This window comes from Allobosea sp. CCNWLY174, from assembly GCF_037120455.1.
Classification (GTDB): domain Bacteria; phylum Pseudomonadota; class Alphaproteobacteria; order Rhizobiales; family Beijerinckiaceae; genus Allobosea; species Allobosea lupini.
The window spans coordinates 99,158-121,084 of sequence record NZ_JBBBBQ010000005.1 but is presented as its reverse complement, the minus strand read 5'-3'; the positions used below and the strand labels follow the sequence as shown (position 1 = coordinate 121,084).

Below are 21,927 nucleotides of genomic sequence, written 5' to 3'. Positions count from 1 at the left end.
GTGGGAGATGCAACCTACGGTATGCGATGCTTCAATCAAAGCGCGGGTCGTCCCGGACAAGCCGCAGGCCTGAGCCCGGAACTCATTGAACACTGCCTTTTTCGTCATGGTCGGGCTTGTCCCGACCATCCACGTCTTTGCTGATCGAGCGCAGTGTTCAAGACGTGGATGCTCGCCACAAGGGCGAGCATGACGGGCGGGACACCCCATATCCAAAGGCGGCTCCAGACAGGTCGATGCGCTCGCCGGCTTCCACCGCGAGGGTTCGATTGGTCGCCATCCGAGGGAGGGCGCGGGGTCAAGGCGGCGTCGCAGTCGACGGCTGCGTGCCGAATGTCGATGTCGAGATGTCGAGGCAGCGCCACTGGCCACTGCCCAACCCCGCGCCGCGGTTCTCTTCAGGTGTTCTCGCCGTCTGGTTACGTCCGGCAGGACTGGGAGGGCCTCTCCCATCGACGAAAACCCCTCCGTGGTGGAAGGAGTCGGGATCGCAGAAGTGGGTCGCACTCGTGCTGAACCGGGCTCCTTCGGGCTCGCAAGGCCCTGTCGCCACGAAACACCGCTCTCCCGCCCGGCCTCATGATGCCTCGCGAAGCCCCCTCGGTTCGGGCGGGACGGGAGGAAGCATAAGCCGGGTTTCGGGGGCGGGGATTGATTGGGACGTTATCCCCGCTTCGCCCGGCCGGCATGCTCGCCCCCGAACACCGCATTGCAGGAAGGAAGACGTGGATGGTCGGGACAAGCCCGACCATGACGGAAAAGGCGTGGAACCCCAGGCAAACACGCGCGGCGGCGCCGGCCTTGCAAGGTCAGCCGACACCGCAATCGGACTTGGGCGCGCCGGGGGGCGGCAGCGTGACGGTGAAATCCTTGCGGGCGATCTCGTCCCCGCGCAACGAGACGATCATCGTCCACGGGCCGGGCGCCATTTCCCAGTCATGCTCGAAGGTGAAGCCGATATGGCTGAGACCATCGACCACATAGCTGGGAAAGCGCGTCTCGGCGCTCTGCCTGCCGTCGGGGCGCGTCAGGTCCGGGTGCAGAACCCGCACCTCGACGCGGTCCGGCATGCGGAATGGCGGCGTCGGGATCAGCTTCACCGTGATCCCGAAGTTCCGGCAGAGCCGAGCCTCGATCCGATCGCTGCGCTCGATATAGCGCAGCTTCTGCATGGCGCGGACCGGTTCCAGAACGCGTTGACCGGTATCCGGCGGGCTATCGACGAGGCGCCCGGCGACCACGCCGAAGTCGACGATCTCAGCCTTGGGGCCGGCAACCGCGGGCCCCGCCATGGTGATGAGCGCCATGGCAGCGCCAGTCGTCGCGATCCGTCGCACTCGCATGATCATGTCAAAGCGCGATCTGATGGAAAGATTGTGGCGGGGGCAGCGCGGCATCGCCCGACACGGCGCGAGCCCCGGCTTTTCAGGCTGCCGAGCCGGTGATCAGGCGCAGATAATGCTCGGCATGCTGATAGTAGCGCTCGGCCTCGATCCGGTCGCCGGCGAGGGCCTTGGCCTTGGCCAGAGCGAGATAACGCTCGTAACTGGCCCGCGCGGATGAGCCCCGCCTTGGCTGCGTGGGGTTGGTCCGGGGGACATGATCGTCGAAGGCGGTGGATCCGGGTTGGCGCGTGGGCATGACCGGCCTCCTCATCCCAGCATCTTCCTGACGATGCGCCGCAGCTCCTCGCGGCTGAGGCCGCAGGGCTCCGGCTTCCAATCGGGGGCGGATTTCGGCGTAAGCGTGGTGGCGATCGCGTCGGCGACGTACCTGGTCTCGGGTGACTTCAGTTCGGTTGATACTAGCATTGATATCCGTTTGCCGCTCGGCCGGGGCCGGGCGGTCTTGTGTGTGAAATCGCCGGGCACGCTGTGCGTGCAGCAATGGTGCTGCCGAGGGCAGCAATCGGTTTTCGACGATAGGAGTAAGGCGCGCCGCAGGGTCCAATCAGAGGAGCCAGTCGGTCAATCGTCGCCTCTACATTCTGTCTATAGAAACAATGCGGCCAAAACAAGTTGGCCAGCGGCGCTTTTATTTTTGGGGCCCGCCGAGATCCTACGGGAAATAGTTGGTCGGCACAGTTGCCGTACGATGACGGCAGGGTCCGTTGAGATTCTTCTCGATGGCCGTCATGGCAGCATCCACCGACAGGAACGGCCCCTTCCGGATATCGCTCAGGCGCGCGACCTGATCCTGCCCGAGAACGATCCAGCAACTGCCATGCGGGTCGCGAATGATCGAGCAGATCGAGCGTTCGAGCAGGTCGGAGACGCCCCAGTTGCCGGAGAGATCACGCCGCACGGTCGTATCCATGAATTCCTCCGGGTCCATGCCGATATGGCTATGGAAGCGGTGATTGTAAGGGCGGGCTGCGGATCGCGATGCAGGCGTCACGTCCGCCATCGCGCTGCTGAGCCGCATTTCATTTCGCAGTTGCAGCAAAATCCAAATCCTGCTCACCTGCTCCCGCTCATCACACGATTGAAAAGCGGAGAGCGGCGTGGCGGGTGCGGAGGAATTGTCGCCATCGGCGCTGGCGGGCGAATTGTCGGCGGCGATCGTGCAGGCGCGCTCGGATGCGCGCGAGGACCCGTTCGGCAATCCGGTGCTGCGCGTCACGCTCTGGCTGACCCGGAAGATGGATCGCGGCGAGGTGACGCTTGCCGATACCGCCGCGCTGATCCGCCAGCTCGGACGCGCCGCCCTGGCCGACCGGGCAGCGCGCGTCGCCGCCTATGTCGGGCTGGAGCGCGACGAGAGCGAAGCCTATGCCGCGCTGGCGCGGCGTGTCGCGGACGAGGCGAGCGCTTCGGCGCAGCCCTTCGAGGCCTATGCGGCGGCGCTGGCGCGGGTACGCTTCGCTGCCGTCTTCACCGCGCATCCGACCTTCGGCATGAGCCGGGCGGTGGCGCATGCGCTGGCCGAGCTCGCCTCGAACGAGGGCGAGGCGACGGCGCTGAGGGCCGCCGACCTCTCCTTCCGGCCGGATGCGGCGATCACCCTGCAGGACGAGTTCGAGCAGGCACGCTTTTCGGTGCGCAACGCCCGCGATGCGATCGACCGGCTGAATGCCGCCTTCCTGGCCGAGGCGCGGGCGCGCTGGCCGCAGCGCTGGCGCGAGCTCAGGCCGCGCGCCCTGCTGCTCGCCTCCTGGGTCGGCTGCGACACCGATGGACGCACCGATATCGGTTGGTGGGACACGCTGCGCTACCGGCTGGAATCGAAGCGCGGCCAGTTCTTCCGCCTGCTGGAGAAGCTGCCGGAGGCGCCGGCGACCGCCGAGGTGAGGGCGCTGGTCGAGGAGGCGCTCGCCGCGGTGGAGCGGCAGCTGGCGCTCTGCCCGCCGCTCAACAGCAAGCCGGAGATCGCGGCCCTGCAGGCATTCTCGCTGGCGCTCGTCGGCGAGCGGGAGGCGGCGCTGCCGGAAGCGTCGAAGCTGGTGGCGGCGCTCGACAAGGCGATCGTGCTGGCCGAGGACGAGGCGACGGCGGAAGCTCTGATCCTGGCGCGGGCGGGCGTCATCGCCCACGGCGTCTCGATCGCGCTGCCGCATTTCCGGCTGAACGCCTCGCAGCTTCACAACGCCATGCGCGGGGTGATCTCGCTCGACGAGGAACCGGCCCAGCCGGCACAGCGGCGCGCCTTCCTCGCAGCCGTCAACCAGGCGCTCGCCAAAGTGAAGCCGACGCCGGTCGATTTCGGCGCGCTCGCGGTCGAGCGCGCCTCGGCGGCGCGAATGATGATGATGGTCGCGCAGATCGTGAAGCATGTCGACGGTTCGCGGCCCGTGCGCTTCCTGATCGCCGAGACCGAGACCGGCTATACGCTCCTGTCGGCGCTCTATCTCGCCAGGCGCTTCGGCATCGCCGATCTCGTCGAGATCTCGCCGCTCTTCGAGACGTCGGACGCCCTCGAACAGGGGCCCCGCATCATCGACGAGGCGCTGCGCAGCCCGCATTGGCGCGACTATCTCAAGCGTCATGGCCGGCTCTGCGTCCAGTTCGGCTATTCCGATTCCGGCCGCTATATCGGCCAGGTCGCGGCGACCTTCTGGGTCGAGCGGCTGAGGAGCCGCATCCTCGAGCTGCTGCAGCGCTACGGGCTCACCGATATCGAGCTGGTGATCTTCGACACGCATGGCGAGTCGGCCGGGCGCGGCGCCCATCCCGACAGCCTCAGCGACCGGCTCGCCTATCTCGATCCGGAATGGCCGCGACGCGCCTTCGCCAAGGCCGGCGTCAAGGTCACGCGCGAGACCAGCTTCCAGGGCAGCGACGGCTATCTGCTCTTCGGCACCAGGGGGCTTGCGGGCGCGACGGTGGCGCGCATCGCCGAAGCCGTCTTCGCGGACGCGGCTGCCGGCGCAGACGATCCGATCTATGCCGAGCCGGACTTCGCCACCGAATTCTTCCAGACCGTGCGCGAGCAGATGACCCATCTCGTCGACGATCCCGGCTATGCGGCCCTGATCGGCACGTTCGGCCCCTCTCTGCTCGACAAGACCGGCTCGCGCCCGGCGGCACGGCAGAGCGATGCCGGCGGGCCGACGGTGATCCGCCATCCCCGTGAGCTGCGCGCCATTCCCAACAATGCGATCCTGCAGCAGCTCGGCTGGCTGGCGAACAGCGTGCACGGCATCGGCCAGGCGGCAGCGCGGGCGCCGGATCTGTTCGCCAGCATGCGCGAGAGCTCCGAACGCTTCGGCCGGGCCTACCGGCTTGCGGCCAATGCCATGGCGAACAGCGATCTCGACGTGCTGCGCGCCTATCTCGACACGCTCGATGCCGGCTCCTGGTTCGACCGGGCCCGGCGTACCGAGAAGGAGGGGCGCCGCGACGAGTTGCTCGCCGTCGCCGAGACGCTGGCGCGGCTCGATCTTGCGCCTTCGCTGCGAAGGCTGTTCTGGCGCTTCGCATCCGATCGGCTGAAGCTGAAGGAGGCCGCGGGCGAGCCGCCGGCGATGCCGGTCCGGCTGGTGGCGCTGCATACGCTGCGCCTCTCGCTGCTGCACCGGATCTGGCTGTCGGCCACGCATATCCCGGACTTCCGGCCATATGCCGGGGTGACGCGCGAGCTCCTGCTCGAGCGTATCCTGCGGCTCGACATGGCCGGGGCGCTGGCGCTGCTCGGCCAGATCTTCCCGCTCAATCCCGACCCGGCGCTGGGGCTCGATTTCGGCGAGCCTGCCGGCCCTCGCGAGGGCGGCGCCTATGCCGCCTTCCATCGCGACGTGGTCGAGCCGATGCGGGAGTGCTTTGGGCTGCTACGCGAGGTCTCGGGCGCGATCCAGCATGAGATCGGGGCGTTCGGGTGAGGGGTGTGGGCGTCATGGTCGACCTTGAGCCGACCATCTCCTGAAAGAGATTCCCGGGTCCGCGCTGCGCTTCGCCCGAGAATGACGAATTGTCTCAGCGTGTCCGTTCCGAGAGCTCGGCCGAAGCGCTGATGTTGCGGTCGGAGATCGACTGGACCGGCTCCCAGACGGTGTGGCTGTCCCGCGGGGTCGAGACCAGATATTTGAGCTGGCTCTTGGCCTTGGCCGAAAGCAGCGGGCTCGACTGGAAGCTGGCGAAGTTGGAATAGGCGCGCGAGCCGCCGTCGAAGACCACGACGCGATCCTTCAGGACGATGATGTCGCCCTTCTTCAGCGTCTCGTCCTTGAGGTACCAGAACGGGTCGTTGGCGTACTCCATCGGCTTGACGAGCTTCGGCTTCGGGCCGTCCTTGCCGGCATCGAGCGTCGTCCCGGCCTTCTTCTGCTTTGGCCGCACCGTCATGTGCAGCGGATTGTCGGGCACGGGCGCGTAGGTCGGCCGCTGCGGGACGCCGAACAGCGTCTCCCAGAACCCTGCCGCGCTAGCAGGCGAGGCGAGAGCGACGGAAGCCGCTGCGAGTGCAGCAGCGGCGATGATCGGTTTCGACATGGTCGGCACGGCTGCAGTCCCCAGCTCCGCAACCGGAGATAGCGATGAACGTCCCCCATCTCAATGACGGAAGCGCGACGTGATGAACGGCTTCTTCGTCAAATTTCAGCGATTGCGCGGTAGCCATTTCGAGATTGGTGATCGGGAGCCGGATTCGGGCGATTTCTTGCTGCAATGCAGCGTGTTAGCGGCGTTTCGCACATCTCAGTCATGCGCCAGCAAAGGGTTCAAGACTGTGGATGCTCGAGCATCGCGGGCAAGACCGCAATGGTCGCGAACGCGAAGGCCGGGCGCTCGCGCCACGCCGACGCGTTCGGCTGTCACAATGAGGGGCGATGACAGGAGCAGGCGCAGCCGAGGCATCGCAGCAGTCTCCAGTCGCGGCACAACCCAGCGTGCCGGATGATGATGGGGAAGTTGCCGCCAGCGGATTGTATCGCGGCCCGTTCGCCTTAGGTTGCGCGCAAGAGGAACGCTGAAGGGAGCACGAGCCGAATGGCCGCGACCGAACTGCCGGCACAGCCCTTCGATGTCGAAGGCGCCCGGACCACGCTGTTCCAGGCGCTGCTGGCTGCCGCCGGTAAGCACGGCAGGAGTCGCATCGCGCTGGAGGATCCGGAGCGCAAGCCGCTCAGCTATGGCAGTCTGGTGCTGGGCGCGCTGGTGCTCGGCCGCAAGCTTTCGGCGTTGACCAGGCCCGGCGAAAAGGTCGGGCTGATGCTGCCCAACGTGCAGGGCATGGCGGTGACGCTGTTTGGGCTCTCGGCGTTCGGCCGCGTGCCGGCGCTGCTCAACTTCACCGCCGGCCTGAAGAACCTCACCGCGGCCTGCGAGATCGGGCCGATCTCGACCATCGTCACCTCTCGCCGCTTCATCGACCAGGCCAAGCTCGACGACATCGTCGAGGCGCTGGCGCCGGGGCGGCGGGTGATCTATCTCGAAGACGTCCGCAAGGAATTGACCAGCCTCGACAAGGTGATCGGTGCGCTCGCCTCGCTGGCGCCCGGGCTGGCGCTTCGCAGCCATGCGGCGAAGCCCGACGATCCGGCCGTGGTGCTGTTCACCTCCGGCACCGAGGGCAAGCCCAAGGGCGTGGTGCTGAGCCATGCCAATCTGGTCTCCAACGCCAACCAGATCTTCCAGCTCGCCGCCGGCTTCCTCAGCGAGCGCGACATCGTCATGAACCCGCTGCCGGCCTTCCACTCCTTCGGGCTGACCGCAGCGCTGCTGATGCCGCTGACCCACGGCATGAAGGTCGTGCTCTATCCGAGCCCGCTGCACTACAAGCAGGTGCCCAAGCTGATCGGCGAGACCGGGGCGACCTTCCTGTTCGCCACCGACACGTTCCTTCAGGGCTACGCGCGCGCCGCCGACGAGGGCGACCTCAAGAGCGTGCGCTATGTCGTCGCCGGGGCCGAGCGGGTGAAGCCGGAGACACGCAAGCTCTGGGAGCCCTATGGCACCACCATCCTCGAAGGCTATGGCTGCACCGAGTGCTCGCCGGTGCTGGCCTGCAATACGCCGGTGGCGATGCGCGACGGCACGGTCGGGCGGCTCCTACCCGGGATCACGGCGAAGCTCGAGCCGGTCGAGGGCATCAGCGAGGGCGGGCGACTCTGCGTCAAGGGGCCGAACGTGATGCTCGGCTATCTCAACGCCGACAATCCCGGCGCGATCATGCCGCCGGAGGGCGGCTGGCACGACACCGGCGACATCGTTTCGATCGATGACGGCTTCGTCGCGATCAAGGGGCGAGCCAAGCGCTTTGCCAAGCTCGGCGGCGAGATGGTCTCGCTGGCAGCGGTCGAATCGATGGTCGCCGGGCTCTGGCCCGGTCACAATCACGTGGTCGTGGCGCTGCCCGACATGCGCAAGGGCGAGCAGCTCGTGCTCGTCACCGAGAAGCCCGACGCCGAGAAGAAGGCGCTGCAGGACGAGGCCAAGCGCCAGGGTTTCCCGGAGCTATGGCTGCCCAAGGCCATCCTCGTCACGGCCACGATTCCTGTGCTCGGCAACGGCAAGATCGATTATGGTGGCACGCGCGAGCTCGCCATCATGATGAGGCCGCTGCTGTGACGCCACAATCGCATGCTCTGGGAAGCCGCATGATCACGCTTCTTCCCCTCGTCTTCGCCCGCGCGGCGGCCTTCGCCGTGGCCGGGATCGCCCTTGCACCTGCCGATCTTGCCGCCCAGGCCGCCGGCCAGACCTATGTTCGCCGCGACGAATGCATCGAAGCCGGCAAGCTCTCGGCCGAACAGTGCGAGCACGCCTATCGCAACGCCCGCGCCGAATTCGAGCAGAAGGCGCCGCGCTATGCTTCGCGCAGCGCGTGCGAGCGCGTCCATAAGCGCTGCGGCGCCCAGGTCTCGACCACCGGCGGCTGGGACGCGCTGGCGCGTGGCGGCGGCGGGCAGTCCTACGTGCCGCGCTTCGTCGGAATCCGCGTCACGGGCGAGGGCGCCCAGGGCAAGGCCTTTCCGATCATCGAGGGCACGGGCAAGGTCGCCTTCTCGGCCCGCCAGGTCGCGGCGCTCGACGACAAGGTCGCGGCCCGCCGGGCGGTGATGGGCGGCGGCGGCCAGCACCAGCAGGCGAGCGGCCCCTATATCCGCCGCGGCGACCGCGACGATACGGTGCGCGTGCCGATGCAGGAGAAGAAGATCGGCTCCGACGTCGCGCCCGGGCTCTATGTCGATCCGGACGGGGTCGAATGGTACAAGCCGGCACATCGGCGCTGAGGACAGGTGCGCAACCGGCGCTTGTCGCCGGGCGCTGGTATCGCTAACCAGTCTCGCCGCGCGGACGTGGCGAAACTGGTAGACGCAAGGCACTTAAAATGCCTCGCCGGAAACGGCATGCGGGTTCGATCCCCGCCGTCCGCACCATCATGCCCCTTTGCGGGAGGGCCAGCCCGAGACGAAGAGGCCAGCCCATACGCGCGGGAAACCCTTTGGCCCACCGGAAGCCTACTTGCAGTCCAGCTGCTCGATCCGCGGCAGGCCCGACAGGCGGACTTTTGGATTGTAGGTGACCGAACAGCTCTTCGTGCCGGCCGGAAGCTCCTGGGCCAATGAGATCGAGGTGCCGGCATAGCCGCATTCGATCCAGATTCGGCGTTCGGAAGAGCTGGCAAACTGCCAGGTCGAGACCTCGCGATCCCTGACCTTCCGTGTCGCATCCGGGGCCAGGCTGACCTGCTCGCTCGGCTGGCCGTCATAGAAGGTGACCTGGCTGACGCGATGCGGCGTCTTGCTGCGCAGATCGCGCCAGCCCGGAATGGCCGCGGTGAGCTGCTGCTGCGTCTCAACTTCGGCCGGGCATTGCGGCGCCGCGAGCGCCTCGCCGGCGAGGACCACGAACAATCCCGCTGCCATCAAAATCCTGCTCATGCCGCTATCGCCCCGCTACCATTCGATCGCTGAAAACGCGTTGCCGTCGTTGCTCAATCCCGATTTCGTCGGTGTCCAGCGAATTGTACGACGCCTGACCTCCCCTTGCGCGCGCCATTGATCGAGGACCTGAATCCCGGTGGCATCCTGGCCCAGATAAATCGCCGCGTGCTTGCCGGTGCTGCCGGTCTGCGGATATTTTCCGTCGACGAATGTCGCGATGGCCGTGCCGACCGGAAGCACGGGGCCGTCCTTGGTGACCTTGCGCCCCTCAATCCAGAACTTGGTCTGTGGGGCTTTGAGCGTCTGCTGGATGAACTCAACGCATTCTGCATTGCCTTTTGCGTTGGTATAGGAGGTTCCAGCATAGCTTTGCTCGAGCGTCTTGCCGCTCTCTGGTTTTAGAATGTGCTCCATGCTGGACCTCGTGAAATACTTAAATCGCGGGGCGCTCTGAGCCGGCGCGTTACTTCATAAGGAAACTACGTAACTTTGGCGCCCGGCCTTTGGAGCCATTGTGCACATTTGAACGACTATCGGCAGTAACAGCCGCTGGGACGCGAAATTTATACCTCCGCAGGCGAGTTCAAAATTTGGATTGATTTGCATCGGCCGAACTGCGTAACTGCAAGGCCTTCAACTCACCTGGCAGCAGGGGCGATATCGCCCTTGCTGCTTTTGTCCTGGCACTGGCAATCGCCTGTCCGGAGCTTATTTGACCGCGGAGAAGGCCGTCGGCGCCAAAATCTGGCTGACGACGTTTTCGATGATCTGGCCGTCCGCTTCGCTCCTGGTGCGTGCCTCGGTCCACTCCGGATCGGTCGCGAACGCCGTCCATTTCGTCTCGCGCTCGGCGAGCGATTCCCAGGCCAGGAAATAGGTCAGGTCGCGATTGGACTCCCCGATCAGCGTGGTGAAGAATCCGGCTTGCCGGATACCGTGCTTGTCCCACAGCTTCAGCGTGGCCTTGTCAAAGCGGTCGAGCAAAGCCGGAAGCCGACCAGGCAGGCAGCGATACACGCGCATTTCGTAGATCATCGAAAATCACGTCCTGTCATTGGTCTTGCTGAGGGCAACTGGCCGCAAGGTTAGTCTGTCCCGATAGAGTGGCCCAGCCCCGGTCGCGCGGTCTAGCCCCGCTTGTGCTCCACCTTCGGCAGGAACCAGGCCAGGAGGCCGATCGCCGGCAGGAAGGCGCAGATCCGGTAGACCGCTTCGATGCCGATCCAGTCGGCGACCTCGCCGAGGATCGCCGCCGCGAGGCCGCCGAGCCCGAAGGAGAGTCCGTAGAACAGGCCGCCGATCAGGCCGATCCGGCCCGGCATCAGCTCCATCGCGTAGATCAGGATCGCGGCGAAGGAGCTCGCCATGATCAGGTTGATCACCACCGTCAGCACGCCGGTCCAGAACAGGTCGGCAAAGGGCAGGACCAGCGAGAAGGGCAGGGCGCCGAGGATCGAGAACCAGAGGATGCGGTTGCGGCCGATCCGGTCGCCGATGATGCCGCCGGCGAGCGCCCCGACGGCGGCGGCCGCGAGGAAGAGGAACAGCATCAGCTGCGAGCCCTGCACGGAGATGCCGAACTTCCCGATCAGGTAGAAGGTGTAATAGGAGCTGAAGCTCGACGAATAGGCGTTCTTCGAGAACAGCAGGATCACCAGGATGGTGATCGCGAAGGCGATCTGGCCCTTGGTGTGCGCAGGCGCCGCCGGGGCGGGTCCCGCGGCCTTGGCGGGCTTCGCTGCAGCGGCGGCTGCGGCCGCCTTGCTCAGCTCGGCATAGCGGCGCGCCGTCCAGACCATCAGGATCATGGCGAGCAGGGCCGCGGCCGAGAACCAGGCGACGCTGGCCTGGCCGCGCGGGACGATGATGAAGGCGGCGAGCAGCGGGCCGAGGGCGCCGCCGCTCTGGCCGCCGACCTGGAAGATGCCCTGCGCCAGTCCCTGCTGGCCGCCCGAGGCGTTGCGGGCCATGCGGGTCGCCTCGGGATGGAAGATCGACGAGCCGAGGCCGACGCAGGCAGCCGAGATCAGCAGCAGCGCATAGCTGCCGGCATAGGCGAGACCGATCAGCCCGGTCAGGGTGCAGCCCATGCCGACGACCATCGAATAGGGCATCGGGTTCTTGTCGGTGTAATGGCCGACGACCGGCTGCAGCAGCGAGGCGGTGATCTGGAAGGTCAGCGTGATCAGGCCGATCTGGCCGAAATCGAGCGCGTAGGCCGTTTTGATGATCGGGTAGATCGCCGGGATCAGCGACTGGATCATGTCGTTGAGCAGATGCGTCGCGCTGAGCACGAAGAGCACCGGCAGGTCGGCGCGGCGGGTCTGGGCGATCGGCTGGCTGACGTTCATGCGGATGATCGATCCGGGCGCAAGCTTGGATGGCGGGCGAGGGCCGCCCGATAGCTGCAAAGCCGGCTCATACCACCGCGTTCGGCTGAAAACCCAGAGCCCACAGCACAGGTCCGCCCTGATGTGGACGCGGGATCGGGCGCGGCGGCGGTCGAGGGCCGCCGCCGCGATCCGCCCGCTATTTCACTTCGCCGGCGATCTCGGCGAGCGCCGGGGCCTTCTGGATCAGGCCACGCTCGACAAGGAAGGCGCCGAAGCGCTCATAGCGGCCCTGGTCGAGGGCGCGCGGGCGCTTGGCGAAGCGCGGTAGCGTGTCTGTCCAGGCCTGGCGGTTGAGAGCGTCGTCGAGGTCGGGATGGGCGGCGACGAAGAGCTTCCAGGCCTCCTGCGGGTGGTTGGTCAGATAGAGCGCCGCTTTCTCGATCGCGTCGAGGAAACGGGGCAGGCGGCTGTCACCGACGGCGTCGCGGCGGGTGATCAGGATCAATTCGTCATAGGCGGGAACGCCGTGCTCCTCCGGATAGAAGGCGGTGCCGGGATGGCCTTCGAGCTTCATCTGGGTCAGCTCGAAATTGCGGTAGCCGCCGATGGTGGCGTCGACCTTGCCGCCGATCAGCGCGGCCGAGAGTGCGAAGTTGACGTTGACCAGCTTGACGTCGTCGAGCTTGAGGCCGGCCTTGGCCAGCATCTGGCCGAGCAGGGTGGTCTCGGTGCCGGAGACGGCATAGCCGACCGTCTTGCCCTTGAGATCGGCGAGGCTCTTGATCGGGCCATCGGCCTTGACGATGACGCTGTTGAGCGGCGTCTCGACCAATGTACCGACGCGGACGATCGGGATGCCGGCGGCGTGGTCGAGATAGAGATTAGGCTGATAGTGGACGCCGATATCGGCCTGGCCGGCGGCGACGAGGCGCGGCACGGCCGAGGGGTCGGATGGCGGCACCATCGTGACCTCGAGCCCGGCCTCCTTGAACAGCCCAAGCTTGTCGGCGACGACCAGCGGCGCGTGGTCCGGATTGACGAACCATTCGAGCATCACGGTGAGCTCATCGGCGGCGCGGGCCGGGCTGGCGAGGCCGGCGGCCAAAGCGAGGCCGGTGGCGAGCAGAGCGCGTCGGGTGAGGGCGCGGAGGGTCATCGGGCGAAATCCTTCTGCGAGATCGGCTTGAAACGAGGCGGCGTCACGGCTCGCTCGCCCAGGGAATGAGGCGCGGGCCGAGCGCATCGACGAGATGGCGCAGGACGAGGCTGAGCACGGCGAGCACGGTCATCGCGGCGAAGACCGTGTCGGTCTGCATGCGGGCATTGGCCTGGACCATGACGAAGCCGAGCCCGGCCGAGGCACCGACCCATTCGCCGATCACCGCGCCGAGCGGCGCGAGCGGGGCCGCGACCCTGAGGCCGGTGAGCAGGCTCGGCATCGCCAGCGGCAGGCGGACATAGCGCAGCGTCTGCCAGTGCGTCGCCGTGGTCAGCGCCGTGGCGTCGATCAGTTCGGGGTCGGTCCGGCGCAGGCCGTCGGTGAAGGCGGAGGCGACGGGAAAGAAGATGATGATCGTCGCCATGATCACCTTCGAGCCCATGCCGAAGCCGAACCAGACGACCAGCAGCGGCGCGATGACGAAGACCGGGAAGGATTGCAGCACGAGCAGGATCGGCCAGAGCAGGCGCCCGAGCCGCGGCAGCGCCACGATCGCTAGCCCCGTCAGCGCGCCGAACGCCGAGCCGAGCACGAAGCCGAGCGCCATCTCGGCGATGGTCGTTAGGCTATGGCCGAAGAGGAAGCCGGGCTGGCGCTGGAAAGCCAGGGCGACATCGAGCGGCGAGGGCAGGATGTAGCGCGGTGGCTGGAACAGCCAGATCGCACTTTGCCAGACGAGTAGCAGGACGAGAACCGTGCGCAAGGCAGGGGCGAGCGCGGCCATCACCGGTTTCGCGCCGGGAGCCGGCCTTCGCTCTGTCGCGTCCTGCGTCGTCAAAATCCGCCTTTCCGGTGGAAGGCGGGCGCGGGGAGAAGCGCTTGCAAGGGCTGCCCCGAGCGACTCCCTCCGCCAGCATGATCTGGTTCAGGTTCGAAGGGTGCTTCTCAGCCCGCCTTGCGGCGAACGCCCCCGTCTCTCGACCGTCCTTGTGACAGAGCGGCCGGCGGCTGTCACGCCTGTCTCAGAACAGCCGGTGCGGGTCAGGCTTTGCCGTCATAGGCCGAATCGAAGAACGCCTTCTCCAGCGCGACCGCGCGCAGGAAGAAGTCCCGGCTCGTTTCCGCCTCGCTTGGGCCAACGCGATCGAGCTCGCTCCGCAGGAAGCCGACGAAGTCGCGGAAGTCGGGATTGTCGTGCAGGGTGATCCATTCGGCATGAATGAAGCTCGCCGGCAGCGGCTGCGAGGCCTGCTGCGCCCAGTCGAGATAGAGCCATTCGGCGACGACCAGCACGGAGAGGGCGGCGGCGTAGGAGCGCGTCGCGGCGGCCTCGCGCATGATCGCCTTGAAGCCGGCGGTCGCCTTGCTGTCCGGCGGAGCCGTGCGATCCTGCTCGCTCACGCCGAGCGCCTCGAAGGAGCGCAGGAAATAGGTATTCTCCTCGCCGCTGACCATGCCGATGAAGCGGCCGAAGCGGATGCGGGCCTCGAAGCTGTCGGCGCTGGCGAGCGCGCCGCCGAGCAGGGTCAGGAAGCTGTCGATGAAGCGGTGATCCTGCACGAGATAACGGATCATGACCGCGTCGGAGACCGAGCCGTCCAGCAATTCGCGCACGAAGCGATGGCCGACGGATTGCGACCAGGCCGGCTGGCTGGCCTGGCGCAGGGTCTCGGTGAAACGTTCGGTCATGAGCTTGGCCTTTCGCTAATCGGGATTTCCCTATCAGCGTCGCCGCTACTACCGCACGCTATTTCAGCCGCGCCGCGACGATCTTGGCGAGCTCGCCGACGCGCTGCTTCGCCTGATCATGCAAAGCCTGGTCGCGCTCGCCGCCGGAGACGCGGACCTCGACCGTCGTCAGGCCCTTGCGGATATGGATGCGGTTCATGATGTCGAGCGCCGCCTCGTCGCCCAGGCCCGCAACCGGCGTCTTCGCCTCGGACACCTTGATCGCGCTCTGGAACCAGCGCTTCGAGAGATCCTCGTTGGCGGCGACATTGCGGACGCTGACCTGGATCTGGTTGAGCTCGATCGTACGCTTGCCGTCCTTCTCGACGGTGCGCTTGGCGTCGAACTGGCAGCCGATCGGGTTCGGCAGCGCTTCCTGCCGGTTCTCGCGGCTCTCATGGGTGATCTTGCCCATCAGCTTGCGGGCATCGCCGATGGTCATGCCGGGGAAGGTGGCCTTGATCTCCTCGGGCGTCAGCAGCGCGCAGGCATCCGGCCACTGCTCGACCGGGGCGACGGAAGAGGGGCGGGTGTCCGCCGGCACGGTCACGGCACTGTTCGTCGCCACCTGCTGGGTCGTGTCGACCATGCCGGTGCCGCCCTGCCAGCGTGCAGCGGCCTGCTTCGCCAAAGCGAGCGCGTTCGGCGCGGTCTGCTCGGAATAGAGGTCGACCGAGACAGCGTAGATCAGGTCGTCCTTGCGGGCGCGGATCACCACGCTCGAGGAGTTGGTTTCCTGGAAAGCCTCGTCGCCGATGCCGCTCACCGGCTCGAGCTTGAGCGTGATCTTGGGATCGGCCGCGACCTTCTCGCGCGTTCCCCTGATCGAGGCGAAGGCCTGGGCCGGCGTCTCGCGGCCCCTGGCGATGCCATCCCAGCGGATCACCGTGACCGAGGCGAAGCGGGCATGGTCGAGCTTCGAGGTCGGGCTCGGCAGCTTCACAGAATACATGCAGCTCTCGGCATATTGCGGGCCGCGGCTGATCGGGCTCAGCGTCGGCCCCTTGGCGGTTATCGGTCGGCCGGGAAAGAGCGCCTCCAGATCGGCCTGCGGCAGCAGGCGGCAGGCGTCGGGCGCCTTGCCCGCAGCAGTGGCCGGTTCGGTGGCGGGTGCCGTCGTGGTGGTCTGGGCGAGGGCGGGGCCGGCGAGCGCCAGCAGCAGCGGGGTCACGAGCACGGAACGGGCGAGCATCGGATCAGGTCTCCAGGGACGGGCGCGCCACGGTCGATCGCGGCTGCGCCGTTCGGGGACGCGTCAATCTAGGGGGAGGGTGGCGCGATCATGGCGCCGCACGGGCCGCGACAATGGTTGCTGACAAGGACTGTCAGCCGGAAGGACAGCCCGGCCGAGCCTGCGGCACGCCGGACATCCGATCGAATCTTCGGCCCAGGGTGTGCTGTTTTGCGAGCGCTGCGCCGTGCGCGGACGCGCCGGGATTCAGTTCGGCCGGCGGGCCAGCGCCAGGGCGGCGCGCTTCGACCAGAGCCGCTCGCACAGGCTCACGACGGCAAGCCCGCTGACGCCGCCCATGATCTTGACCAGCGCATCCAGCCCGCGGGCATGCCGGCTCGCCTCGAAATGCTGGGCGATCTCGAGGCCGGCGGCGCCGGCGACGATGGACAGGAGAATCGCGCCCTTGCGGGCCGGATAGGCGATAGCGAGCGCCGCCGCGGCGACCAGATAGGCGATGAAGCGTTCGAGCTGCGGACCCATATGCGCAAGATGCGGGCGCGCGCCGATCGGTGACAGCGTCGCGAACACGACGAGGGCGACGGCGCCCCAGCCGATCAGCGCAGCCCAGCGGCGCATGGAACGCTCGTCCCCGAAGAATCGCATCGCCGCCTTCTGCGTCTGCCGTTGCACCATTCCGTCCCCGGAAAGCAGAAAGGGCCCAAGCGGTCATCGCTCAAGCCCTCGAAAATGCTGGCTCCCGGAGCAGGATTCGAACCTGCGACCAATCGATTAACAGTCGATTGCTCTACCGCTGAGCTATCCGGGATCGGTGGGCGGCGTATACCGACGCTGCCGGGAACACGCAACCCCTTTGCTGGCATCCGACCGGAGAAAATCGTGGGAAGACGATCTGCCCTATCGTCAATTCACAGTGGCGCGAGAGTTTCGGTTGCGGCGCGCCGCGGCATGTGGTTATAGGCCCAGCCGTGGAGCGCGCCTTTGGTCACGCTCCCTGGATGGCCTCGTGGCGGAGTGGTTACGCAGAGGACTGCAAATCCTTGCACCCCGGTTCGATTCCGGGCGAGGCCTCCAAATTTCCTTTCATGATCATGCTCTAGTCTCGCAGAGTGCGACCGGGAGCCGGCGCGTCAACCCGGGCGGTCCGGCGGGACACCCTGCCGCAGCCGCCCAGATCGGCCTCCGCCGGCTAATTGATCGGCTTGATGCTGCCGAAGATCGCGTCCAGCGCCTTGCCGTTGGCCTCGCGCTCCGCATCGTTGCCCCAGACCGTCAGCATCATCACGCGGCCGTTGCCGGCCGGCATCAGGATCAGATCGACGGTCGTCGGCCCGTTCTCGTCGCTCGTCCGGAACTGGAAGACCGTCGAATCGATGCCGCTGATCTTCATGTCGGCCTTGATCGGCTCGACGGCCTTGATCTCGTTGTCGCGCATCCATGTCTTGGTGTCGGCCAGCATCTTGTCGATCTGGCGTGCCTCCGCGGATTCTACCGAGAAGAAGACACCCTCGTCCTTCGGGCGCGCCTGGAAGCCGTATTCGATGTCCTCGCTCGACCAGTCGTTCGGCAGCGTGATGGTGATCGAGGGGTTCTTGGCCGGGACGGCGAAGTTCTTGGCGAAAGCGGGCACCACGAAGAGGCCGAGCGCAAGGGCGCCGGCGGCAATGCGGGAGAAGAGCATCTGGAACGGTCTCTCGTGCCAAACCAAGGTGATGGTTTGCAACACGTGACGAAAATACCACCCCTGCGATTTGACGCAACGGCAAGTCCCAGAAGCCTTCATCCTCAGTGGCATCACGGGCTCGATCAGCGCCGCCTGATGCATTCGACCAATCCCAGGCACCAGTGGGCGAAACATGCCATCGGCCGCTGCAGCGGCGGTACGTCGGCCGTCGACGCTCCGGCCTCCTGCTCCCTCAGCATCCCGATGACCTGCCCTTCCGTAAATCGTGAGGGGCGCATCGTCCGTCTCCGTGAGTGACGGACTCTAGTCAAATCTGGAGGAAGATCAGGGGCTCAGGTCACACGCTAAACCATTGGCGTATCGTGGTTATTGCCTTTCGTCCGAGGCCTCAAAATTCCATCGCGGCGACGGCAGATGCGCTGCGTTGATGCTCAGACTCCGTAGACGAGATAGAGTACCGCCAGGGCCCCGCCCGAGAGCAGGCTGAGCTTGCCTGCACGGCTGCGCAGGAACGCTTCCACCGCACGGGCGAGCGCCGCAAGGGCGAAGGCCGCGGCGATGAACGATCCAACCGCGAGCGCGGTGAAGGCGATGACCTTCCAGGCGGGGGCGGCACCACCGGCGATCAGCAGCCAGTCCACCACGATGCAGAGCGCCAGCAGTTTCAGCGCGGCCTGCCAGCGCTCGGCCCGGGTCGGCGGCTTGCGTATCGTGGTCCGTTCGCGGGCGCGTGAGGAGGCGCTGCGAGCAGGAGAGCCGAAGGCGGGCAACGCTGCGGGCGCCCTGTCGGGGATGGCCCGAATATCCCGGGCCCAGCTCTCGGACATGCGGGCCTGATCGCGGAGGATCTGGTCGTTGACCCGGTTCAGGTCGTCGAAGAAGCGATCCTGCCGGTTGATCTCCGGGCTCTTGTAGGGATCTTCGCCAGGCGCATACCACATGCTCGGCCCCCGTCGTTCGGTTCTGTCGCGAATCCTCGATATCGGCAGTCGAACGCGGCTTGCGGGCCGCAGAGGCGGTTTCGCACGTTTCGCGCTGCGGCTATTCCCGACGCTGTCCGCCGATGCCGGCGCGCTCGCAGATGGGGCTGGCCGGATCGACCGGGCGTAGATGGGAAACTCCGGCTCGCGGCGGCCGGCTTGCCCGCCGAGGTGACATGCTTCCCGCCTACTAGCCTCGGCCTGCTGTCAGAAGGTATAGCCGATGCGGATGCCGTAATTGGTCAGACCCTGGTTTGCATGGCAGGTGTTCGCATTGGAGATATGCTCCACCGTCGCCATGATCGACCAGTTCGCGTCTAAACGGTAGCCGAGCGACCCCGTCGCGCGGATGAGCGGCGAGCAGCCGAGGCTCAAGCGGTCGAACCGCGGGAAACGGCCGGTCTCGCCGTTGTGCAGGGCGCCGCCGAGACTGCCCTCGACGAAGACGGAGCGCGTGATGTCGTAGGTCCAGGTGAAACCGGCATAGAGCTGGCTGGTGTCACCGGCCGTATTCAGCGTTCCGCCGAGATGCAGACGCGGGACCAGGAAAGCCATCAACGGATCGGCGGGCTGGAACGGCTTCGAAAACAGCAGCTCGCCATTGATGTCGACCGAGCCGCTTTCCCGCGTTCCTGGCCCATGTGCGAAGACGCCGCCCCGGATTTCGGAAACCAGCGATCGAGCGACGGCCGGCGGAGCGTAGGCAAGCGGGTTCGCCAAATCCGCGGCGGAGACGTCGAAAGACAGACCAGTCAGCAGGCAAAGACAGACCACAAGGCAAGTGAGCGCATGGCGCATCGGCAGAATCCCGGTGAGCCCCCCGAGGGAAGGTTAACGCGGCTTCCGGCCAAGGGAATCCTCGTAGGGGCTGGCAGATCCTATTGCGCTCACCTGTTGCCGATTTGCCGCGCCGGCGGTGGCCGGACACAACTGCTTAACTTTGGCGCCGCCGCCTGACGCGCTCCAGCAACCCAAGGCACCAGTGGGCGAAACGTGCCATCGGCCGCTGCAGCGGCGGTATGTCGGCCGCCAGCAGCATCAGGCCGAGCGGCAGCATCCAGGCGCCGAGAATCGGCAGGAACGAGAAGACGCCGCCGATCATCAGCGCGAGCCCGGCCGGAATCCTGATCAGGCGTGAATCGGGATGGCGGAGCCAGCGCATCGCCCCGGCGAGGCGGGGAGGAAGCTCGGCCTCGATCCGCCTGAAGGCGATCCGCAGTTCCTGCCGCGCGGTTGGAAAACTCATGTCACCTCGGTCATGCCGCCACCCGACGCAAACGCGCGGCCGAGGCGATGGTTCGTCGCTTACCATCATGCAGGGGATTTGGCTCGGCGACACGATCGACGCCCCGAAGGTTCATGACTTCGCGCTTGCGATGGGCGGCCGACACGTGAAGACGGGGCGGGGGCCGGTCCGAGACGGGAGGTCTCGCCAGACCGGTGACTTTGGGGAAGATTTGGGCTTTGCCTTGCGGGATCGCGAGGTTAGCCTTGCTATCCGGCCAGCATTCTGTGGTCGGTGCCGTAGCGGACGATGCCCGGCCGGGGGGAAGGCCGGGGCGCGCCGGCAAATCGCGTGGCTGGCCGAGGACTTTGATGGCGCGGGCGAATCTCGACACGGTGACCAGCGCTGTCGATGGACTTTTGGATGCGGCGCTCGATTTCGAGCAGATGCCCGGCGCGATCGAGCAGGTTCGCAAGCTGTTCAACGGCTCGAAGGCTTGTCTTGGCCACTTTGGCCCAGACACCCACCCAGCGGACTCGATCACCAACAATTCCGATCCGGAGCTCGATGCGTTCTGCTACCGCGAACTGATGACTGAAGCGCAGTCCTTCATCGCTCAAGTGGCAGGGGTGCCTGTAGGGACCGTCTATCGGGATCATGCCCTGTTCGGTGATGAGCTTCGCTCAAACCGCTTCTGGCGGGAATGGATGGCGCCGCAGGACATGTATGGCGGGATGGCCAGCCGCGTGCTGGAGGCCGGTCCCTCCTTCTGGCTTTGTGACGTGCAGCGTGGGCGCGGGCAAGAGCCCTTCGATGCCGCCGACATCGCGCTGTTCGAGCGACTGATGCCGGTGATGCGGCGTGTGACGCAGCTGCGCCAGCAACTCGGTCGCCTCAGCATCGAGCGTGACATGGCGCGGCGGGCGCTCGACGAGCTGTCGCTCGCCATCATCATCGTCGATCGCAGCCTGCAATTGGCCTATGCGAACGCCGTTGGCGAAGAGTTGCTGGCCACTCCCGACAGCCCGCTCGGTCTGCGCGGCGGCAAGCTGCATGCGCGTGCGCCCTCCGAGCAAGGTCGCCTGAAGGATCTGGTAACCGAGGCAGGCGACCGCACTGCCATGCGGGGGCAGATGCTGCTGACGGCGCGCAATCCGGACGCGCGCGACGTTTCCCTCGCGGTGACGCCGCTGTCCCCGGCTTACGCCCTGTCCGGGCGCGTGAACGATGTGATGATCGTGGCGCGCGCGGTCGAGCCGGCCAGCGGCGGTCTCATCGCGGCAAGGCAGATGTTCGACCTGACGGAGGCCGAGGCCAAGCTGGCGCTGGGGCTGGCCTCAGGACTGTCATTGGCCGAGGTCGCACAGGGACAGGGCATCAGGATGACGACGGCGCGCACCCATCTGGCGCGAGTCTTCTCAAAGACGGGGACTCGGCAGCAAAGTCAGGTCGCCGCCCTGCTGCGTGCGGCGGAGCTGCCGCTTCGCAGGCCATAGGGCGGGGCCTCCACCGCGGCTGAGGCCGGCTTGCGCTACCGCGGCGACTTGCCTTTTGCCGCCGCCTCGCCCAAAACCCGCGGGCAGGGTCGAGGCGTTCGTTCGGGCGCCTTCCTCCGGAGATTTGAGCATGAGCAGCTTCGCCGAACTGCGGCGCATGATGGTCGATTGCCAGTTGCGCACCTATGACGTGACCGATCGGGCCGTGCTCGCCGCGGCCGACACGGTGCCGCGCGAGGCATTCCTGCCTGGCGAGCTCTCGCATCTGGCCTATCTCGACCGTCAGGAGCCGCTGCCGGGCACGAGCCGGGCCTTGCCGGCGCCGATGGTGACGGCGCGGATGATCCAGGTGCTCGACCTGCAGCCGGGCGAGGAAGCCCTCGAATACGGCGGTGGCTCGGGCTATGGCGCGGCGCTGATGGCGGCGATGGGCGCCAAGACGACGCTGCTGGAGCCGGACGAGGCTGCCCTGGCACTGGCGCGCGCCGCTTTCGCGCAGCCTGGCGTGCCGGCTGTCGAACTGCTCGCGAAGCTACCGGAGCACAGGCAGTTCGACGCGGTGCTGGTCAGCGGTGCCTGCGAGACGCAGCCAGAGGCGCTCTTCCGTCATGTCCGCCAGGACGGACGGCTGATCGTCGTCGAAGGGGTGGGGCGCGCGGCGCGCGTCACGCTCCACCGCAAGGTGGGCGAATCGCTCTCCGGCAGGCCGGTCTTCGACGCGGCAGTGCCGATTCTTCGCGAGTTCCGCAAGGCTGAGGTGTTCGCGCTGTGAGGGCAAGGCCGGCCTCGAGGCCGGTTTTCCCCAGAA

At 66.7% G+C, this 21,927-nt stretch carries 22 protein-coding genes, 3 tRNA genes and 1 riboswitch; of the genes, 7 read left to right on the top strand and 18 right to left on the bottom strand.

What is annotated here, in order from left to right:
- Positions 1-809: 809 nt before the first annotated feature.
- The 3 genes from V7S63_RS16725 to V7S63_RS16715 all read right to left on the bottom strand — a co-directional run bounded on the left by V7S63_RS16725 (position 810) and on the right by V7S63_RS16715 (position 2,463).
- Positions 810-1,307 (bottom strand): DUF3859 domain-containing protein, encoded by a 498-nt coding sequence (locus tag V7S63_RS16725; protein WP_336531023.1) that lies wholly within the window; start codon positions 1,305-1,307, stop codon positions 810-812.
- A 118-nt stretch (positions 1,308-1,425) separates the two neighbouring features.
- On the bottom strand, positions 1,426-1,641 hold the full coding sequence (locus V7S63_RS16720) for a DUF4167 domain-containing protein (RefSeq protein WP_199777578.1): 216 nt from the start codon (positions 1,639-1,641) through the stop codon (positions 1,426-1,428).
- A gap of 417 nt (positions 1,642-2,058) precedes the next feature.
- Positions 2,059-2,463 carry a hypothetical protein gene (locus V7S63_RS16715; protein WP_336531022.1) on the bottom strand — a complete coding sequence of 135 codons (405 nt, stop codon included), beginning with the start codon at positions 2,461-2,463 and terminating at the stop codon, positions 2,059-2,061.
- A 178-nt stretch (positions 2,464-2,641) separates the two neighbouring features.
- On the opposite strand from V7S63_RS16715, the gene V7S63_RS16710 reads away from it, so the two are divergent.
- On the top strand, positions 2,642-5,317 hold the full coding sequence (locus tag V7S63_RS16710) for a phosphoenolpyruvate carboxylase (protein WP_336531172.1): 2,676 nt from the start codon (positions 2,642-2,644) through the stop codon (positions 5,315-5,317).
- A 94-nt stretch (positions 5,318-5,411) separates the two neighbouring features.
- Here V7S63_RS16710 and V7S63_RS16705 read toward each other — a convergent pair whose 3' ends face one another.
- Entirely contained in the window at positions 5,412-5,927 is a 516-nt protein-coding gene (locus tag V7S63_RS16705) for a hypothetical protein (protein WP_336531021.1), read from the bottom strand.
- A 495-nt stretch (positions 5,928-6,422) separates the two neighbouring features.
- On the opposite strand from V7S63_RS16705, the gene V7S63_RS16700 reads away from it, so the two are divergent.
- The 3 genes from V7S63_RS16700 to V7S63_RS16690 all read left to right on the top strand — a co-directional run bounded on the left by V7S63_RS16700 (position 6,423) and on the right by V7S63_RS16690 (position 8,815).
- On the top strand, positions 6,423-8,003 hold the full coding sequence (locus V7S63_RS16700; protein ID WP_336531020.1) for an AMP-binding protein: 1,581 nt from the start codon (positions 6,423-6,425) through the stop codon (positions 8,001-8,003).
- Between the two features lie 29 nt (positions 8,004-8,032).
- A complete protein-coding gene (locus V7S63_RS16695; protein ID WP_336531019.1) occupies positions 8,033-8,668 on the top strand; it encodes a DUF1190 domain-containing protein in 636 nt (211 codons plus the stop codon).
- Between the two features lie 60 nt (positions 8,669-8,728).
- A tRNA-Leu gene (locus V7S63_RS16690) sits at positions 8,729-8,815 on the top strand.
- A gap of 81 nt (positions 8,816-8,896) precedes the next feature.
- Here the strand turns inward: V7S63_RS16690 and V7S63_RS16685 are convergent.
- The 10 genes from V7S63_RS16685 to V7S63_RS16640 all read right to left on the bottom strand — a co-directional run bounded on the left by V7S63_RS16685 (position 8,897) and on the right by V7S63_RS16640 (position 16,542).
- Positions 8,897-9,319, bottom strand: coding sequence for an STY0301 family protein (locus tag V7S63_RS16685; protein WP_336531018.1), 423 nt, complete (start codon positions 9,317-9,319; stop codon positions 8,897-8,899).
- Between the two features lie 15 nt (positions 9,320-9,334).
- A complete protein-coding gene (locus V7S63_RS16680; protein ID WP_143079799.1) occupies positions 9,335-9,736 on the bottom strand; it encodes a BPSL0067 family protein in 402 nt (133 codons plus the stop codon).
- Between the two features lie 294 nt (positions 9,737-10,030).
- The gene (locus V7S63_RS16675; protein ID WP_091841192.1) at positions 10,031-10,357 is read right to left on the bottom strand and encodes an NIPSNAP family protein; all 327 of its coding nucleotides are present in this window, start codon (positions 10,355-10,357) and stop codon (positions 10,031-10,033) included.
- A gap of 92 nt (positions 10,358-10,449) precedes the next feature.
- On the bottom strand, positions 10,450-11,673 hold the full coding sequence (locus tag V7S63_RS16670; RefSeq protein WP_336531017.1) for an MFS transporter: 1,224 nt from the start codon (positions 11,671-11,673) through the stop codon (positions 10,450-10,452).
- 178 nt (positions 11,674-11,851) lie between these two features.
- A complete protein-coding gene (locus V7S63_RS16665; RefSeq protein ID WP_336531016.1) occupies positions 11,852-12,811 on the bottom strand; it encodes an ABC transporter substrate-binding protein in 960 nt (319 codons plus the stop codon).
- Between the two features lie 43 nt (positions 12,812-12,854).
- Positions 12,855-13,598 (bottom strand): ABC transporter permease, encoded by a 744-nt coding sequence (locus V7S63_RS16660; RefSeq protein WP_336531015.1) that lies wholly within the window; start codon positions 13,596-13,598, stop codon positions 12,855-12,857.
- Between the two features lie 101 nt (positions 13,599-13,699).
- Positions 13,700-13,796, bottom strand: a riboswitch (TPP riboswitch).
- A 59-nt stretch (positions 13,797-13,855) separates the two neighbouring features.
- Positions 13,856-14,503 (bottom strand): TenA family protein, encoded by a 648-nt coding sequence (locus V7S63_RS16655; RefSeq protein ID WP_336531014.1) that lies wholly within the window; start codon positions 14,501-14,503, stop codon positions 13,856-13,858.
- Between the two features lie 58 nt (positions 14,504-14,561).
- Positions 14,562-15,734, bottom strand: coding sequence for a hypothetical protein (locus tag V7S63_RS16650; protein ID WP_336531013.1), 1,173 nt, complete (start codon positions 15,732-15,734; stop codon positions 14,562-14,564).
- A 246-nt stretch (positions 15,735-15,980) separates the two neighbouring features.
- Positions 15,981-16,352 (bottom strand): VanZ family protein, encoded by a 372-nt coding sequence (locus V7S63_RS16645; protein WP_336531012.1) that lies wholly within the window; start codon positions 16,350-16,352, stop codon positions 15,981-15,983.
- A gap of 115 nt (positions 16,353-16,467) precedes the next feature.
- Positions 16,468-16,542, bottom strand: a tRNA-Asn gene (locus V7S63_RS16640).
- Positions 16,543-16,734: 192 nt separating this feature from the next.
- Here V7S63_RS16640 and V7S63_RS16635 point away from each other — a divergent pair.
- A tRNA-Cys gene (locus V7S63_RS16635) sits at positions 16,735-16,808 on the top strand.
- 115 nt (positions 16,809-16,923) lie between these two features.
- On the opposite strand, the gene V7S63_RS16630 is transcribed toward V7S63_RS16635, so the two are convergent.
- From V7S63_RS16630 to V7S63_RS16615, 4 genes are all read right to left on the bottom strand, one after another.
- Positions 16,924-17,415 carry a hypothetical protein gene (locus V7S63_RS16630; RefSeq protein ID WP_336531011.1) on the bottom strand — a complete coding sequence of 164 codons (492 nt, stop codon included), beginning with the start codon at positions 17,413-17,415 and terminating at the stop codon, positions 16,924-16,926.
- Positions 17,416-17,849: 434 nt separating this feature from the next.
- On the bottom strand, positions 17,850-18,359 hold the full coding sequence (locus V7S63_RS16625; RefSeq protein ID WP_336531010.1) for a hypothetical protein: 510 nt from the start codon (positions 18,357-18,359) through the stop codon (positions 17,850-17,852).
- A gap of 246 nt (positions 18,360-18,605) precedes the next feature.
- Positions 18,606-19,196, bottom strand: a complete 591-nt coding sequence (locus tag V7S63_RS16620) for an acyloxyacyl hydrolase (protein WP_091841248.1) — start codon at positions 19,194-19,196, stop codon at positions 18,606-18,608.
- A 136-nt stretch (positions 19,197-19,332) separates the two neighbouring features.
- A complete protein-coding gene (locus tag V7S63_RS16615; RefSeq protein ID WP_336531009.1) occupies positions 19,333-19,644 on the bottom strand; it encodes a hypothetical protein in 312 nt (103 codons plus the stop codon).
- A gap of 350 nt (positions 19,645-19,994) precedes the next feature.
- On the opposite strand from V7S63_RS16615, the gene V7S63_RS16610 reads away from it, so the two are divergent.
- Together V7S63_RS16610 and V7S63_RS16605 are read left to right on the top strand one after the other, a co-directional pair.
- Entirely contained in the window at positions 19,995-21,119 is a 1,125-nt protein-coding gene (locus V7S63_RS16610) for a helix-turn-helix transcriptional regulator (RefSeq protein ID WP_336531008.1), read from the top strand.
- Between the two features lie 130 nt (positions 21,120-21,249).
- Complete coding sequence (locus V7S63_RS16605) at positions 21,250-21,891, top strand: protein-L-isoaspartate O-methyltransferase family protein (protein WP_336531007.1); 642 nt, start codon at positions 21,250-21,252, stop codon at positions 21,889-21,891.
- Positions 21,892-21,927 lie beyond the last annotated feature (36 nt).

What these genes read in the sequence shown, in the direction of transcription:
- V7S63_RS16725 (WP_336531023.1), bottom strand. Translation starts at nt 1,307, where the DNA reads ATGGCGCTCATCACCATGGCGGGGCCCGCGGTTGCCGGCCCCAAGGCT.
- V7S63_RS16720 (WP_199777578.1), bottom strand. Translation starts at nt 1,641, where the DNA reads ATGCCCACGCGCCAACCCGGATCCACCGCCTTCGACGATCATGTCCCC.
- V7S63_RS16710 (WP_336531172.1), top strand. Translation starts at nt 2,642, where the DNA reads ATGGATCGCGGCGAGGTGACGCTTGCCGATACCGCCGCGCTGATCCGC.
- V7S63_RS16705 (WP_336531021.1), bottom strand. Translation starts at nt 5,927, where the DNA reads ATGTCGAAACCGATCATCGCCGCTGCTGCACTCGCAGCGGCTTCCGTC.
- V7S63_RS16700 (WP_336531020.1), top strand. Translation starts at nt 6,423, where the DNA reads ATGGCCGCGACCGAACTGCCGGCACAGCCCTTCGATGTCGAAGGCGCC.
- V7S63_RS16695 (WP_336531019.1), top strand. Translation starts at nt 8,033, where the DNA reads ATGATCACGCTTCTTCCCCTCGTCTTCGCCCGCGCGGCGGCCTTCGCC.
- V7S63_RS16685 (WP_336531018.1), bottom strand. Translation starts at nt 9,319, where the DNA reads ATGAGCAGGATTTTGATGGCAGCGGGATTGTTCGTGGTCCTCGCCGGC.
- V7S63_RS16680 (WP_143079799.1), bottom strand. Translation starts at nt 9,736, where the DNA reads ATGGAGCACATTCTAAAACCAGAGAGCGGCAAGACGCTCGAGCAAAGC.
- V7S63_RS16675 (WP_091841192.1), bottom strand. Translation starts at nt 10,357, where the DNA reads ATGATCTACGAAATGCGCGTGTATCGCTGCCTGCCTGGTCGGCTTCCG.
- V7S63_RS16670 (WP_336531017.1), bottom strand. Translation starts at nt 11,673, where the DNA reads ATGAACGTCAGCCAGCCGATCGCCCAGACCCGCCGCGCCGACCTGCCG.
- V7S63_RS16665 (WP_336531016.1), bottom strand. Translation starts at nt 12,811, where the DNA reads ATGACCCTCCGCGCCCTCACCCGACGCGCTCTGCTCGCCACCGGCCTC.
- V7S63_RS16660 (WP_336531015.1), bottom strand. Translation starts at nt 13,598, where the DNA reads ATGGCCGCGCTCGCCCCTGCCTTGCGCACGGTTCTCGTCCTGCTACTC.
- V7S63_RS16655 (WP_336531014.1), bottom strand. Translation starts at nt 14,503, where the DNA reads ATGACCGAACGTTTCACCGAGACCCTGCGCCAGGCCAGCCAGCCGGCC.
- V7S63_RS16650 (WP_336531013.1), bottom strand. Translation starts at nt 15,734, where the DNA reads ATGCTCGCCCGTTCCGTGCTCGTGACCCCGCTGCTGCTGGCGCTCGCC.
- V7S63_RS16645 (WP_336531012.1), bottom strand. Translation starts at nt 16,352, where the DNA reads ATGCGCCGCTGGGCTGCGCTGATCGGCTGGGGCGCCGTCGCCCTCGTC.
- V7S63_RS16630 (WP_336531011.1), bottom strand. Translation starts at nt 17,415, where the DNA reads ATGCTCTTCTCCCGCATTGCCGCCGGCGCCCTTGCGCTCGGCCTCTTC.
- V7S63_RS16625 (WP_336531010.1), bottom strand. Translation starts at nt 18,359, where the DNA reads ATGTGGTATGCGCCTGGCGAAGATCCCTACAAGAGCCCGGAGATCAAC.
- V7S63_RS16620 (WP_091841248.1), bottom strand. Translation starts at nt 19,196, where the DNA reads ATGCGCCATGCGCTCACTTGCCTTGTGGTCTGTCTTTGCCTGCTGACT.
- V7S63_RS16615 (WP_336531009.1), bottom strand. Translation starts at nt 19,644, where the DNA reads ATGAGTTTTCCAACCGCGCGGCAGGAACTGCGGATCGCCTTCAGGCGG.
- V7S63_RS16610 (WP_336531008.1), top strand. Translation starts at nt 19,995, where the DNA reads ATGGCGCGGGCGAATCTCGACACGGTGACCAGCGCTGTCGATGGACTT.
- V7S63_RS16605 (WP_336531007.1), top strand. Translation starts at nt 21,250, where the DNA reads ATGAGCAGCTTCGCCGAACTGCGGCGCATGATGGTCGATTGCCAGTTG.